This window comes from Peribacillus loiseleuriae (assembly GCF_001183985.1).
GTDB lineage: Bacteria > Bacillota > Bacilli > Bacillales > DSM-1321 > Peribacillus > Peribacillus loiseleuriae.
The window spans coordinates 4651713-4666780 of record NZ_LFZW01000001.1; the positions used below are offsets into that span (position 1 = coordinate 4651713).

Sequence of the window (15068 nt, forward strand, 5' to 3'; positions counted from 1 at the left end):
AACAAGTGATCCCTTAACGAAAAGGTCAGATCCCACAACCACAATATACAGTTCAAATTATACGTAAATACCACTATGAACTATGTATGAAGTGTGTGGTCAGACCCTTTTTTTATTATTTATTCCTATCCCGCTCTCCTTCTATCAATATTCTTCTTAATAAGAAAACAGCCTGCAGATCATCTACAAGCTGTTTTACAATGACTTATTCATATAAACGTTCTAACTCATCAATCAGTGACCCTACGTATGAAACGGCTTTACTAATTGCATCAGGCTTTGTCATATCAACACCTGCATGATTTAACAGCTCTTGCGGTTTCTTTGTTCCACCTGCACGCAAAACATCGAGCCATCGATCAACAACAGGCTCTCCTTCTACTTGAATCTTTTGGGCAACGGCTGTTGAGGCCGTTAATCCTGCGGAGTATGTGTATGGATATAAGCCCATATAATAATGCGGCTGCCTCATCCACGTTAAACTCGCACCTTCATCCAACTCAACAGAATCTCCCCAGAAGTCTGTGAGCACTGACTTTTTGGTTTCAGAAAGCACGTTAGCCGTCAACGCTTTTCCGTTTTCTGCAAGCCCGTACACACGGCGTTGAAATTCTGCTTCAAGTAAATGAGTAACGAAATTATGATAATAGGTTCCCAGCAGTTGAAGAACAACCCAACGTCTCATTTGCTTATCATCTGTACGAGCAAGCAAATGCTGGCCGAGCAGTAATTCATTCATAGTAGATGGAGCTTCAATGAAGTATGTAGATGGTCTCGTATTGAACACCCTTTGGTTTTTATTTGCCAGATAAAAATGGCCAGCATGACCCAATTCATGAGCAAGAATAAATGCACCGCGCATCGTATCTTGCCATGTGAGTAGAATATATGGATGAGCGCCGTATGGACTCGAACAAAACGCACCCGTTGACTTCCCAACATTATCAGCAAGATCGACCCATCTTTCCTTTAAGCCCTTTTTCATAATTTCACTATATTCTGGCCCCATCACTTGAAGTGATTCAAGAATCACTTCACTCGCTTCTTCATATGTTGTTTTTGGATTGAACTCTGGATCAAGCGGCGCTTTTAAATCACAAAATAGTAGCTTATCTAGCCCTAATACTTTTTTCTTCAACCGGGCAAATCTGCGCATATGTGGAGCAAGTTCTTTTAAAATCGTGTCATGTTGATGCTTATACATATCAAGCGTAACTTCTTGTGGTTCTAGCAACATATGTGTCACGGATTCATAATTACGCAAACGAGCGAGCGTCACTTGCTTCGTAACTTCTGTAGAATACGTAGCAGCAAAGGTATGTTTATACTGCTCTAACGTGTTGACAAAAGAATCATACGCTTTTCTACGGACCTCAGTATTTGGTGAAAGTTCATAACGATCTTCGAACAACGCAAATGAAACAGGCCATTCATTTCCTGTTTCATCTTCAATCGCTACAAACTGCATATCCGCTAACTTACTCATACCATAAATTTTATAGGGAGCCGCATGAACTTCACCTAGTGCCGCCAACACTTTTTCTGTTTCTGGAGAAAGCCTATGTTTCTTCGTTTCAAGCAGATCCGTCAATTTTTTGCGGAACGGTTCCAGCTCTAAATTTTCTTGTATGTATTGTTCCACTATACCTTCAGGTAATGCTAGAATTTCAGATTCAATAAATGAAAGAGCCGCATGCACTTTTGTAGCTAAAGACGCAAACGCAGCAGAATTCGCTTGATTAACAGGATCTGTTCCATCTGTTGATTGACATAAGGATGCATATGTTCCTGCTTTTACTAACTTCAGAGTTAGCTGTTCCTGGGTAAGCAAACAATCCAATAAAACTTGTGATCCGTTGTGTAGAGTATGCTTGTACTTCACAACTTGCTCAATATCACTCTCAATTGTAGTTAAACCTGATTCCCAAGCCTGATCAGACACAAATAAAGCATCCAAATTCCACGTTTTCTCCACAGGTATTTCAGAACGTCTACTTCGTTTTTCAACTCTATTTTCCATGCATATTCTCCCCCTACTAGTATGTAAACATAATTATTTTCGTCTTATATGATTAGTGATTTTTGTAAATAAAGAATCTCTTTGAGCTAGTATATACATTTTATTAGATTTACTTGAATGTAGAACATGTTTGGAAGTTTCACTTTATCATCTAAGTGAATATCTTTTGTGAAAAAGCATGTTGGGTAAACATAATAGGGGCTAGTAGTTCGAAATGTTCGTGCGTTTAACAAGCTTAATTACTGCGAGTATCAATTTGTATCATGGAGGTTCGATTACTTTTTTTAAAAGTATAATTCAATAGGCGGATGCACGCTTCAATTTTATAGTCACGGAGCAAAATCCAAAACCTGGTTGAGATATCTTCTTACCTATCTATTTAGAATCTGGTTTTTCTCATATATCAGCCAATTTCTGAAAATCCAGAAGTATCATAACGTTTTTCATCCATAATTAGCTGCATATAAGCTAATCTCACTACTAAAAGCGTCAATAGAAAACAAACGATGATAAAGATAATCTTTAATCCTTTTTTCGCTTCCATTCCCATCATCTCGATATCACCTTTATTAATTTTTAGAAAAAACTGTCGCAGTTAAAAATAGAATACAAGTTACAGCGAATATAATTGTCGTTATCGGTTGCGGTACAAGAATGTAGAAGATTGTGCTACATATTAGAATTAAACCACTTACTTCACTAAAGAATTTTAACGCCATATGAATCGATCCCTTTCAAATGTCTATCTTAACTATTTCTTTCACAGAAAGTCTTAATCTACTATAATAAGATTTAATTTACTTAAGTATACATAGGAGCGCAGTATGGCACCATGTAGCAAACATCATATTATTCTAATAATTGAATGAATTTTCTGTTTATTATAAATGAGATCTAATCTGGTCTTTCAACAAATTTTGGCGTCTAGCCTCAGGCGCGCTTTGCGTTTTCTCTATGGAAAAGGGGCGGGGCCCCGCATCGCCACTTTCATAAGGTAATACGGTTTGAGAACCTGAACCTTTTTCATCGTTGGGCTGGGAGCAGATACTCATGTATGTTTCTTATTAGGAGGGATATTTGATGATCAGACAATCATACAAAGTTTTATTAAAATCGATTGGGATGGAAACAATCGCAAATTATAAATATTTGCAAGAAAATAGTGAAATGATAGTAGGCCGCTCAAATCATCAAGAAAAAATTGATTTTCCTATTTTTAATAAACTGGTCTCTCGAAGACATTGTAAAATATATTTGCAAAATGGTTTTATTTTTATCGAGGATTTGCAAAGCAAGCACGGAACTGAATTAAATGGTCAGAAACTAACTCCATTTAAATCGTATCGGGTAAAAGAAGGAGATTCACTCACATTAATTAGTGGATTGATTGAATTTCAGATAGAAAGAAATAACGATGATACAATTGAATTTTATGTAGGAGAACGAGCGAAAACGGTTAAAACCGTGCTCAATGATCCGATGCAAACGATTCAAACTAAAAACGAGTCGATTAAAATGGCCCACAAAGAGTTTGCCTGTTTTAAGCTCTTATTCAATCGTATTGGGGACATTGCAACAAAGGAAGAAATTATGCAAACTGTTTGGCCTGAACGTAACAACACGTCAGATTCTCCTGTGACGGATGAAGAAATTTCCTCATTGATTTATCGAGTACGTAAAAAAGTTGGCCATCACTACACAATTAAATCCATTACGAATAAAGGCTATTACTTGGAAGAAATAGAGTGAAGGTGTCTCATAAGGGTCTGAACTCGTACTCTAAATCACTATGTAGTGTTTCACACACTAATTTCATACTGTATTTAGTTGTCATGGAGTCTGACCCTTTGCTTTTGATACGCCCCCTCATTTACATAGAGGATAGAGGATTTCACTTAAAAGTCTGATACCACTACCCACTGCTCATTTATTTATTCGTCTATGTAATGGCTTGAGGTGAATAGGCTTTTTTTCAACTCTTCCTACAAGTTATTGCATCGCGTTAATGATGATACCAGCAATGAGATACGTCATAAGATAATAGATCGTAATGAAATATAGCCCCCGTGTTCTACTCTCAAACAGGAGATACTAATCCCAACTAGTAGCCCAACAATCATTCCCGACATCAAAGTTGTTTGTTTCATCATATACATTTCTAAATCATACTGGTGAATCCCATAAAAAATCCGAGCACCATTGTGATGACTGTTGTTATGAGGACAGCGAGATAATTCACTTGAGTTAAGTCCACTTCTCCTTTTTTGTCCATTACATGATGGTTACCGACATTTGACATCTGAATTCTAATCTTTACGCACGTTTCTCATTTGGTCTTTCATGGTTTACTCTAGATCTTGGTTACTAAGGATCGTTTACAAAGAAACCCTTTCTGACATAAGTTTTCTTTAAAGTTGCAATTGATTTTTTGAATTTTCGTAGAATCATTTATTGTCGGCAAAGACTTGGCGCTCCATATCTAAGAGCTGGGTTTTCATGTCCAAACCGCCCCGATAGCCGGTAAGGGATCCGTTCTTACCTACCACACGATGGCAAGGAACTGTAATTAACACAGGATTTGCTCCAATAGCTGCTCCCACCGCACGAACAGCGGCTGGTCTTTGAATATAATTCGCGATGTCAGAATAGGACTTCGTCTGTCCGTACGGAATTTCACAAAGTGCGTTCCACACAGCAAGCTGAAACTCTGTTCCATTGTAATCAAATGGAACGGTAAAGCTCATTCGTTTCCCTTTAAAATATTCGATTAGCTCAACTGCATATGGTTGCAGCTTTTCCCCATCTTCAACAAGCGGACTCCCTGGAAAACGGCGCTCTGCCCAAACGGATAATTCTTCAAATGGCATATTCTGCGAGCCTACAAAACAGAGCCCCTTCGAAGTTGCAGCCAGATAAATATTCCAACCCTTGTTTTTCAGCAATGCCCAATAAATCGTCGTTTTATTTTTTGTTGCCATTTTACATCTCCTCCAATTTGTGTACTGTATTCGCTAATTTACGATGTTCTTTCGGTGTATGTCCGGTTTTCTTTTTAAATAATGTTATAAAATAGGGCGTGTTTGGCATCCCTACAGACATAGCGATATCTGCAATCGTTCGATCTGAATGGAGCAAATATTTTTCTGCCCTGTTTATTCTAATTTGTTGGATATATTCTATCGGCGTGATACCCTTCACCTTTTTAAAAGTACGATGCATATGATAGGGGCTTCCATGGCTCGTATCAGCCAACGTCCCAAGAGTTAGTTTTTCCATATAATTCTTGTCAATGTATTCTGTGATTAGAGCGACCCATTCGCTATCCGGCAAACGCTCCCCAGTCGGTTTACATCGTTTGCAAGGACGAAAGTTTGCCTGTAGGGCTTGCTCGGTATTCTGAAAAATACGGACATTTTCTTTTTTGGGTGCACGTGATTTGCATGACGGTCTACAGAATATCCCAGTCGTCTTTACAGCATAAAAAAATTGATCATTGTACGTTGCATCATTATCAATAATGGCCTGCCATTTTTCATCTGTCATAGATTCACTATGATCATCCTGTAAGCTATCATGGATTCTGTTTGTCATTTCCCTCACCTCTCTTCACATTATACCCCTCAATAAAACAGTACGAATGATTTCAGAATGTAAAAGCAAGATAGTGAAATAAACCACATCTTTTTTGTGTTACAACTTAAAGAGTATGGTTTATATGGATTGAAGGATTACAATGATCGATAATAAGATGGATTCTAATGAAATGGTTCCACATCCTACTCTTCCAGCTTGTACATGGGAAGATCATGGAAGTGAAATCCATATAAAGGTTCCTAACGAATTTGACTATAAGCAAAATCTAAACTACTTAGCAAATTCACCGAATGAATGCACTTTTCATGTTAAAGGTCAGTGTATATACAAAGCCTTATCTATCGGGATTGAAACGCTAGTTATTGAAATAAGCGAGCATAAAGAAAACGGGCTAATCATCCGTTTTTTAGGCGATTCTAGACCTGAGGAAAAATGGCCACGAGCTGAAATTGTACGCTATATTTGGGAATGGTTTGACCTTGATTATGATTTAAAACCGTTTTATGAAATGGCAAAGGCAGATCCGTTACTAAAGCAGCTCGTTTGTGATTTCTATAGACTACGCGTGCTTGGTATTCCCGATTTATTTGAGGCCTTCTGCTGGGGAGTCTTGGGACAACAAATTAATTTAGGATTTGCCTACACAAAAAAAAACAATTTGTTGAAAAGTTTGGCGAGTTCATCGAATGGAATGGAAAAAAATATTGGATGTTTCCGTCTTATAGTCGAATTGCACAATTAATGGCTAATGGAGAATTATCGAAGGAAAAATTAATGAAAATGGCTACCTTTAAAGAAGTAGCGAAAAGATTGATTAAGATATGTGGAATTGGTCCATAGACGGCCAATTATGTTCTCATGCGCTGTCTCCGACTTCCTACTGCGTTTCCTATCGATGATGTGGGGCTAATTCATTCAATCAAATTATTATTGAGCATGGATCGAAAGCCTACGAAAGAGGAAATCTTAGAATTAGCAATCCTGTGGAAAAATTTAGAGTCCTATGCTACCTTTTATTTATGGCGTGTCCTCTATTAGGTCGATGATAGTGAAGCCGTTCCAAAATCCTATTGCTGGGAGTGGTCTTAAGGTAGTCACACAAAAAAACAAGACTAATTTAACGAATTTCTCCATTAAATTAGTCTTGCTGGCTATTTTTCTAGATCATTTTCTCTGACAAGAACCTTAATAAATCAGCAGGTAGCGGGAATGTATCATTATTAATATGGAGTTCAGTAAGCTCTTCCTTAGAATTTTCTAAAGCCTTGATTCCGCTAATTTCATTATGAAGGTTTTCCATTTTCTTATCTAATTCTGTAGCAGAGTTAGCCGCATCCTTTAATTCTCGAATGAGCCTGTCCGGTATTTCTTTATCATATTTGTAATAGATCTTATGCTCTAAACTGGCCCAAAAATCCATCGCAATCGTTCTTATTTGAATTTCGACAAACACTTTCTCTACTCGATCAGACATAAACACAGGAATTTTAATAATAAGATGTAAGCTCCGGTAGCCATTCCCCTTAGGATTCTTAATGTAATCCTTTGTGTCAATCACTTCGATATCTGCTTGACCACTAATCATTGCGGCAATTTTATAAATATCCGAAACAAAAGAACAGGTGATCCGAATGCCCGCTATATCTTTAATCGTATTCTGTATCGCCGGTAATGAAAATGGATAATTTTTCCTGTTAATCTTATTAAAAATACTTTCTGGTGATTTGATTCGTGAATTTACGTGTTCAATTGGATTGTAATCGTGAGTATGATGAAACTCCTGTTCCAATATATTAATTTTCGTCATCATTTCTTCTAATGCGAACTTATACACTAACATAAATTTCGTCAGTTCATTTTTCATTTGTTTCAGCTTATCAATATCCATATAAGATGTCATTCCCATTTGTTTCTCCTTTAATGTTGAAACGGATTGCTAGAATAACGGACGGACCATACTCCCTCCATTTCTTCTATCATACATCCATTATAGCCAAAATCAACATACTGAGTCCAAGAATAATATCTTTAAATGGTCAGTAAAAAGATACTAAAATAAGAAAAACCAGCTAATCAGACGTGTGAAATAGTTGGTTTTATTCATAATCTTACGCTAATGTGGTTTAGTCCCAAAGGGTCTGATCATCTGTTTCTAGCTTCTTTATGCCTTGCGATTTTTTGGAAACGCCATTTCAAAGGAAGTCCCCTTTCCGATTTCGCTGTATATTTTCACTTTTCCGTGGTGTTTGTCAATAATCCATTGGGCAATAGAAAGCCCCAATCCACCTCCTGCTTCCGTTGCTCGCGACTTGGATACTTGATAAAAACGATCAAAAATTTTCGAGATATGCTCTTCTCCTATACCAATACCATTATCCTGTACTTTTATCTCAATGGAAGAAGCTGACTGAAAACAAGTAATCATAATTTCTCCATTCTCATTTGTGTACTTAAGGGCATTATCCAATAGGATCACTATCAATTGGTGTATACGCTCTTTATCCCCCAGGAAGGAAATCGAAGATACCGCGTCCAATTGGAGTGTTTTCTCTTGATATAAAGCTATTTCAGAGTAATGTTCAATTATTTCATACAGCAAGGTGCTCAGCGAGAATTCCTCTTTTTCCATTTCTAGTTGATCTGAATCAGATCGGGCTAATGTAAGCAAATTGGAAACGAGCTTGGACAAACGGCGACATTCTTTGGATATGATAGATATATCCACTGCCTTCTCTTGTATAGTCGAAAATGGAGAGCGCCATAATAAATCCGTTTTAGATTGAATAACCGCCAAAGGTGTCCTTAATTCGTGAGAAGCATCTGACACGAATTCTTGCTGCTTACGCCATGCTTCTGTAATAGGAACGAGCGCCCTTCCTGCCAAAAAAAATCCGATACCCACTGCACAAACACTGCCGATACTGCAGCCAATAACCAAAATTAAAAGTAACGTACTGAGCATATCTTTTTCAGATGTAATGTTTCTGACAAACTGTACCGTTATTTCTTTTGATTCTATATACTCCTTTACTGCTATTGTCCTAAAGTAAAACCCTTCTGCTTCTACATCTTGAAGTTTATTTAAATCTTTAGGGAGAAATTCGGTTTGATTATCCACAAAAACAGCGGAATCCCGATTCAAAGTAACCATTTCGTTGTTTTTGTTCCAAACTAACACGACGATTCGAGGATCTCTAGGCCCCCTTGGTAATCCACCCGGTCGCTCTAATGGTCCTTCCTGGTTGGTTTATGCGCTCTACCGCAGTAATCAAATCCGTATTTACATCCTGATCTAAACGAGACTCAACATAGAAGTAAATAATCGTTGCTATCACACCAATTAAAATAATAAAGACTAATGAATTTAAAATCGTGAGCCTAATACGAGTCCGTTGAAACATGTGATTTCTCCTACTGTTTTTTCAGCATATATCCGATGCCGCGTACTGTTTGAATATCTTTTTGATAACCGAACGGCTCCATCTTTTTACGAAGATGATGAACAAACACTTCTACAATTCCTATCGTTGTATCAGAATCAAATCCCCATACCCGATCATAGAGCTGCTCTTTTGTTAAAATGACACCCTTATTTTGAATCATAAATTCCAACATTTCATACTGCTTTAGCGTTAGCTTGATAGGATAATTGTCTACGACAATATCCTTTTCTTTGCCAAACAATTCTATTCCACGATATTGAATCGTTTGATTCGTAGTTAAACTGCCACCTCTTCTCAACAGCGCCCGTATCCGTGCTTGCAGCTCTGGCGCTTGAAACGGCTTAGTTAAATAATCGTCTCCTCCAAAGTCCAATCCTCTCACTCGATCTTCTAATGAGTCTTTTGCCGTCAAAAATAAAACCGGTGTTTGAATTTGTTCACTCCGTATTCTTTGTATCACTTCAAAACCATCCATTTCTGGAAGCATGACATCTAGTACGATCAAATCGCAAATATTTTGCAAGGCCATAAAGAGCCCTTCTTCTCCATTGTCTGCACAATCTACTTCAAATTCTTCTGATAATATTTGTTTAATGGACTGCAGTAAAGAACGATTATCTTCTACAACCAATATACGCATGGTTTTCACTCCTTCTCCATATAATAACAAGACAAAGCGGTCGCTGTACACGATCGCTTTGTCTTGTTTTATTCATAACGCAGAGCTTGAATCGGATCGAGTTTAGACGCCTTATTCGCTGGAAACACACCAAATATCACGCCAACTACTAAAGAAAATGCAAATGACACCAACATGACTGGCACGGAATAGGCAATGGTTGTTCCCGTTGCTAAAGTAAAGATTTGGGCACTTATTACTCCAATTCCCACTCCTATTAATCCACCCAAGGCACTTAATACGACTGATTCAATGAGGAATTGTAGCAGAATATTTCCGCGTTTTGCGCCAATTGCTTTTCTTATGCCAATTTCCTTCGTTCGTTCTGAAACAGATACGAGCATAATATTCATAATACCAATACCACCAACGATAAGGGAGATAGCCGCACTTCCCCCTAGCATGAATGTCATGGTTTTATTGACCGATGATGCTGCTTCCATTAAATCTTTTTGACTGGATACACTATAATTATCAGCAGCACCAACAATTGTAGACATCCTTTGTTCGATAAGGCGTGATGTAAAAGTAATTATATTTTCATTTTCTACCTTCACATAAACGGACTCGATATCAGTGGTAGAGGCTAAGCGTTGCCCTGTGCTAAGGGGGACAATAATTGTACTGTCTCCGCTTGTTCCTAGTGAACTCCCAACAGATTCAAGAACGCCAACCACTTTATAGGATGTTCCATTCACTTGTATAGATTCTCCAACTGGATCACCTAATCCGAACAAGTTTTTAGCAGTATCTGCACCAAGTACTGCTACTTTTGAGTGATTCTCATGGTCTAAGTCTGCAATGAAACGCCCTGATTGCAGCTGTAAATTACGGACATTCAAATAAGAAGAAGTTGTGCCGATCATTGACACATATACATTTGTTTGCCCATTTTTTACGGTGACCCTTCCTGATATAGTTGGAGCAATGGCTTCGACACCATTGACCTCTTGAATCTGATTCGCTTCATCTTCTTTAAATGTAACATCTGAACCAGTAATACTTACAGTTAATACATTTGTACCTAGGCTGCCAATTTGATCTTGTACTGCTTTTGTAGATCCTTGTCCTATCGCAACCATGACAATAACAGAAGAAACGCCGATAATAATACCGAGCATCGTCAGAAATGCTCTCGCTTTGTTCCCTTTAATGCTTTTCAGTGCCATTCCGATTGTCTGCAAACCACTCACCTCCATTCTCATACAACTGTCCATCGTGTATTCGAACAACGCGGCTAGCTTTCTTCGCTACTTTTAAATCATGCGTAATGAGAATAATGGTATGTCCCTGCTCATTTAACGAATTCATAATCTCTAAAATTTCCCTACTTGTTTTACTATCTAGCGCACCAGTTGGTTCATCCGCTAGTAAAATGGGCGGATGTCCAGCCAACGCACGTGCAATGGCTACACGTTGCTGCTGTCCCCCTGATAATTGGGTTGGTAAATGAGGTGCTCTATCTACCAATCCTACTTTTTTTAAAGATTCTAGGGCAATTTCTCTTCGTTCCATTGCTTTCATTCCACGATAAATAAGAGGAAGCTCTACATTCTCAATCGCTGTTAGCCTTGATATAAGATTAAAATTTTGGAAGATAAATCCGATTTTCTTATTTCGAATAACTGAAAGTTGTGAACCCTTCATTTTCCCTACATCTTCACCATCTAACATGTATTTGCCTGAATTAGGTCGATCTAAACATCCGATCATGTTCATAAATGTTGATTTTCCAGAACCAGATGGACCTATGATAGAGATAAAGTCGCCCTTTTGAATATCGAGGGAAACATCTTGAAGAGCCATTACCGTTTCCCCGCCAAGTTCATACTTTTTTTTCATGTTTTTAATTTGAATAATCGGCTCTGTCCTATTCATTAATTTGCTCCTTGTCTACTGGCTCTTCCACCTGTAAATGCCGGTGGTTCATCGCCTCCATTTCTTTCTCTGAAGTTGCCACCTGAGAAATTGCTACTAGGCATCATCATTCCTCCTTGAAAAGTATTACCCGTAGATTGAACTCTTGGTATTTGAACAGACTCACCTTCTGTTAATCCGTTGGTAATTTCTACATACGTGTCATTTGAAATTCCAGTTTCTACTGGTACTTTTTTTGTTGATTGTATTGAATCGTCTATAGCTGTTGAAATAAGTACATATTTTTTACCTTCATTGGAATAAACAGCTTCTACCGGTACATATAATGCGTCTTCTTTACTTGCTACTGAAATACTAGCTTCTGTTGACATGCCAATCTTCATTTTTTTTGGATCGGTGATTTGTACGATTACACCAAATGTAGAGACCCCATTTGATGGTGTTCCTTCTGTTGCTACATTTGTTACTTTTCCTTCAAATGTTTCATCTTTAAAGGCACTTGCTGTTATTTTTACCGGTTGGCCTATTTGTACTTTTGTAATATCTAATTCATCTACACTAATTGTTGTTTGAAATTTGCTGTAATCTGTTATGTGTGCGACTGTTGCTGAACTTTGGACAGAATCTCCATTTGCAACAGAGAGGGTTGTGATCGTCCCAGCAACCGGGGATTGTAGAATACTCCCATCCGTAAAGGTTACAAGTGTTTCACCTGCTGCTACAACATCACCCACTTTCACACTTACAGTATCCGCTATCCAATTGCTGCTACCCCCAGCACTTCTATCACTGTTATCTTCCCTTAATACAGGTGATATGTTTCCTTCTTCATCTTCCATACGAAGAAGGATCGTTCCTTGTGAAGCCCCACTGCCGCTTTTTACACGAACTGATGTGATATCCCCATCAAATGGAGCCGTAACAATATCGCCATTTTTAAACGTTACAAGTTTGTCACCTTTATGTACGGTATCTCCAGTTGCTACACTTACGCTATCTACTACAAGTATTGTATTTGTTGCTGTTACATCTTGGTCTGTACTCGCCGTAACCGAACCCGAACCCGTAACATTTACCTCCAATTTTCCTTTTTGTACTGTTGTTGTTTGTACTTCAGCCGCAACATTTTGTGTTTGATCCTTTTCACCTAAAAAAAACCAACCAACCGCTCCTCCAATTACAACAATCATGACCGAAATAATCATCCACTTTTTCAAATTTCTATTCTCCTTTCTATTATTGAGTTTGTTCGGATTGAGTTTGTCTTTGTTGAAAGTGGCCATTCCCTGGGAATCCCTGACCATCTCCTCTTCCGGAAAAGTCTGTACGCATACTTTGTTTATATACTACATATCCCACTCCAATGGCGGCACAAGTATTTATTGCCAAATTTATAATGAGCAAAATTTTTATTAAACTTTGTTTGGATTGTTCCATTTTTTTATTCCTCCCTGTTTCATTTGGATAAGCACATTATGAGTTTCATTCCTTAACTTTTCCTTAAGAAATAGGCTATGTTATATAACGCTGTTGACTTTTGGTTCACTTTAGCTCTAACGCCATGAAATAAAAAAAACGTTGCTAGTGTCTCAAAGCTAGTCCCTTGATAAAACTTAAGCTAGAGCCTGTTGGAGCCATAACAATGTAGATTTTGTGAAGGAGAAGCGTCGTGTGGTAATAAATAGTCAATTAAATAGCCACTAACCAGTATGCCGTATGACGGAAAATGATGTTTTCTTTAATCGGGGACCATAAAAGCCTATTGTCTCTAAGTGAGATAATAGGCTTTTGATTGATAATTGGGGAGATAAAATGACTACGGCAAAATGATACACGTACACGTCATTTTCTAGAACAAGTTCTAAATGGCATTCCTTTCACAGCGAATCGAGTTAAAATTCAGCTTCCGGTGATCCATCTTTTCACTTAGAATAGTAGTTTAACAATCACAAAAGAACTAGACAAAAGACGCACCCAATTTTGATGCGTCTTTTACAGATACATAATCACACTTCATTATAATTAAATATGACAAATTACAAAATCGCTCGACTACGCTCTTTTCGCCCCTCTTCAATAAAGAGGAGCCCCAACTCGTGATGTTCACCTTCGAACAGTGCGCGTTGGACGAAACGAATTTCCCCGTTATGTCCGATAACTTCCATCTTACAATGCGCTCGATTTTTTTGTAATGCCCCGTAAAATTCATGTTCATTGCTCACTTGTGATCCATTCATTTTCATAATAATCTCTCCCATTTCCAAGCCCATTTTATCCGCTGGTGTGTGTGGAATCACTCCAAGAATTTTAACACCAAGCTTACTTTGGGAAAAATAGAACGGGAGCTTACGATCATTCATGTTTGAAAAATAGTGAATCAATTCGCGACCAAGCATCGCAAGGACAACAGCTACAATGGACAAGTATGAATACCAGTTTCCAAAAACGGCAAGCGTTGTAACGATGACAGCAAGAACAGTAACTTTTCTTGCTTGTGCTTGTATCGCAATTTGTGGCAGGCTTCCTTGGATTGTTTTGGAAAACCCAATTAATACTGGAATCGCAATCGGAGTAAAATGAAGCTCCCCGATTGAAAATACAGGATACCAATCAATCGGTGCTACTAACTCTCCTCCTGGAACAAAGATAAATAAGGGGAGTAACCAAATTTTTCTCGCTTTGTATGTACCAACCACTTGCCCTCGCTTCGATACCATCAAATTCGGAGAGGGTTGTTTACTGCCACCTTTACTAATCAATATACCCTCAGCCAATAACAGCAAACCAAGTAATACAGCCAGACTTGGATATACGGGCTGGTCAAGGCTATGAAATGCCTCTGAAAAAATAGGAATTTCAATTTCTCTTCCTGCCAGAAAAACAATCGTCAAGAAGGAAAGACCAACGATATAGGCTGGAGAAAGCAAGCGTACTTGGAAAGTCAGTGACAATAAAATAGTAAATATACCCATTAAAAGAATGGCAGCAAACGGAATAACGACCCCAGATCCTATCGTTAAGATGGAAAGAAGCACTCCTATCAATAGCCCTATTGGCAAAAGCTGACGAAGCTCCTGAAATAAACTATTGATTCGAATAGTAAAACCACGTCTTTCCCTTTTCACCCGAAGGTAGCCGACGAACAGGCTAAGAATAATCGATACATAAAAAACAGGATGCAAAAAAAACATGCCAATCCCTTGCAAACTAGCAACTAACCAACCCACTATCAATATACCCGCACCCTCTCTATCTTCCTTGATAATATGTTAAAAACGGTTTCTCACCTGAAATGTCTATTTGAAAACAGATTTGTAAGTTTTTTTACACTTTCTCCTATTCTACCAAATATATTGCCTTCCTGCCTATGAATACGGAGAAAAGTCATCTTAGACCTACCATTATTTTTTTAAAAATGCCTTGTAACAATAATAGGTCCGTACAATATTTTTCC

The 15068-nt window shown here is 38.0% G+C and carries 13 protein-coding genes and 2 pseudogenes; 2 read left to right on the forward strand and 13 right to left on the reverse strand.

Annotated features, from left to right (window positions below; all coding sequences use genetic code 11):
- Window positions 1-205: 205 nt before the first annotated feature.
- Window positions 206-2020 carry an oligoendopeptidase F gene (gene pepF / locus AC625_RS21615; RefSeq protein WP_049683154.1) on the reverse strand — a complete coding sequence of 605 codons (1815 nt, stop codon included), beginning with the start codon at window positions 2018-2020 and terminating at the stop codon, window positions 206-208.
- Between the two features lie 403 nt (window positions 2021-2423).
- Complete coding sequence (locus tag AC625_RS27030) at window positions 2424-2573, reverse strand: hypothetical protein (RefSeq protein ID WP_180320131.1); 150 nt, start codon at window positions 2571-2573, stop codon at window positions 2424-2426.
- A gap of 527 nt (window positions 2574-3100) precedes the next feature.
- Here AC625_RS27030 and AC625_RS21620 point away from each other — a divergent pair.
- On the forward strand, window positions 3101-3769 hold the full coding sequence (locus AC625_RS21620; RefSeq protein ID WP_049683155.1) for an FHA domain-containing protein: 669 nt from the start codon (window positions 3101-3103) through the stop codon (window positions 3767-3769).
- Between the two features lie 409 nt (window positions 3770-4178).
- On the opposite strand, the gene AC625_RS27035 is transcribed toward AC625_RS21620, so the two are convergent.
- From AC625_RS27035 to AC625_RS21630, 3 genes are all read right to left on the reverse strand, one after another.
- Window positions 4179-4319 carry a hypothetical protein gene (locus tag AC625_RS27035; protein ID WP_156187607.1) on the reverse strand — a complete coding sequence of 47 codons (141 nt, stop codon included), beginning with the start codon at window positions 4317-4319 and terminating at the stop codon, window positions 4179-4181.
- 145 nt (window positions 4320-4464) lie between these two features.
- Window positions 4465-4998 (reverse strand): methylated-DNA--[protein]-cysteine S-methyltransferase, encoded by a 534-nt coding sequence (locus AC625_RS21625; RefSeq protein ID WP_049683156.1) that lies wholly within the window; start codon window positions 4996-4998, stop codon window positions 4465-4467.
- 1 nt (window position 4999) lies between these two features.
- Window positions 5000-5599, reverse strand: a complete 600-nt coding sequence (locus AC625_RS21630; RefSeq protein WP_425415492.1) for a bifunctional transcriptional activator/DNA repair enzyme AdaA — start codon at window positions 5597-5599, stop codon at window positions 5000-5002.
- Between the two features lie 184 nt (window positions 5600-5783).
- Between AC625_RS21630 and AC625_RS21635 the strand changes: the two are divergent.
- A pseudogene (locus AC625_RS21635) lies at window positions 5784-6652 on the forward strand (DNA-3-methyladenine glycosylase family protein).
- A 121-nt stretch (window positions 6653-6773) separates the two neighbouring features.
- Here the strand turns inward: AC625_RS21635 and AC625_RS21640 are convergent.
- From AC625_RS21640 to AC625_RS21680, 8 genes and pseudogenes are all read right to left on the reverse strand, one after another.
- On the reverse strand, window positions 6774-7514 hold the full coding sequence (locus AC625_RS21640; protein WP_049683864.1) for a GTP pyrophosphokinase: 741 nt from the start codon (window positions 7512-7514) through the stop codon (window positions 6774-6776).
- Between the two features lie 261 nt (window positions 7515-7775).
- A pseudogene (locus tag AC625_RS21645) lies at window positions 7776-9015 on the reverse strand (sensor histidine kinase).
- Between the two features lie 10 nt (window positions 9016-9025).
- Entirely contained in the window at window positions 9026-9697 is a 672-nt protein-coding gene (locus tag AC625_RS21655; protein WP_049683160.1) for a response regulator transcription factor, read from the reverse strand.
- Window positions 9698-9765: 68 nt separating this feature from the next.
- The gene (locus tag AC625_RS21660; RefSeq protein WP_425415463.1) at window positions 9766-10929 is read right to left on the reverse strand and encodes an ABC transporter permease; all 1164 of its coding nucleotides are present in this window, start codon (window positions 10927-10929) and stop codon (window positions 9766-9768) included.
- Window positions 10886-11614, reverse strand: a complete 729-nt coding sequence (locus AC625_RS21665; RefSeq protein WP_049683161.1) for an ABC transporter ATP-binding protein — start codon at window positions 11612-11614, stop codon at window positions 10886-10888. The genes AC625_RS21660 and AC625_RS21665 overlap by 44 nt, the downstream gene beginning before the upstream one ends.
- Window positions 11614-12831, reverse strand: coding sequence for an efflux RND transporter periplasmic adaptor subunit (locus AC625_RS21670; RefSeq protein ID WP_053178164.1), 1218 nt, complete (start codon window positions 12829-12831; stop codon window positions 11614-11616). Before AC625_RS21670 ends, AC625_RS21665 begins: the two co-directional genes overlap by 1 nt.
- A 19-nt stretch (window positions 12832-12850) precedes the next feature.
- On the reverse strand, window positions 12851-13051 hold the full coding sequence (locus tag AC625_RS21675; RefSeq protein ID WP_049683162.1) for a hypothetical protein: 201 nt from the start codon (window positions 13049-13051) through the stop codon (window positions 12851-12853).
- A 599-nt stretch (window positions 13052-13650) separates the two neighbouring features.
- Entirely contained in the window at window positions 13651-14841 is a 1191-nt protein-coding gene (locus AC625_RS21680; protein ID WP_245645121.1) for a PDZ domain-containing protein, read from the reverse strand.
- Window positions 14842-15068: the final 227 nt, after the last annotated feature.

Coding starts and splice junctions, on each gene's coding strand:
- pepF (WP_049683154.1), bottom strand. CDS start 2,020: ATGGAAAATAGAGTTGAAAAACGAAGTAGACGTTCTGAAATACCTGTG.
- AC625_RS27030 (WP_180320131.1), bottom strand. CDS start 2,573: ATGATGGGAATGGAAGCGAAAAAAGGATTAAAGATTATCTTTATCATC.
- AC625_RS21620 (WP_049683155.1), top strand. CDS start 3,101: ATGATCAGACAATCATACAAAGTTTTATTAAAATCGATTGGGATGGAA.
- AC625_RS27035 (WP_156187607.1), bottom strand. CDS start 4,319: ATGTCAAATGTCGGTAACCATCATGTAATGGACAAAAAAGGAGAAGTG.
- AC625_RS21625 (WP_049683156.1), bottom strand. CDS start 4,998: ATGGCAACAAAAAATAAAACGACGATTTATTGGGCATTGCTGAAAAAC.
- AC625_RS21640 (WP_049683864.1), bottom strand. CDS start 7,514: ATGACATCTTATATGGATATTGATAAGCTGAAACAAATGAAAAATGAA.
- AC625_RS21655 (WP_049683160.1), bottom strand. CDS start 9,697: ATGCGTATATTGGTTGTAGAAGATAATCGTTCTTTACTGCAGTCCATT.
- AC625_RS21665 (WP_049683161.1), bottom strand. CDS start 11,614: ATGAATAGGACAGAGCCGATTATTCAAATTAAAAACATGAAAAAAAAG.
- AC625_RS21675 (WP_049683162.1), bottom strand. CDS start 13,051: ATGGAACAATCCAAACAAAGTTTAATAAAAATTTTGCTCATTATAAAT.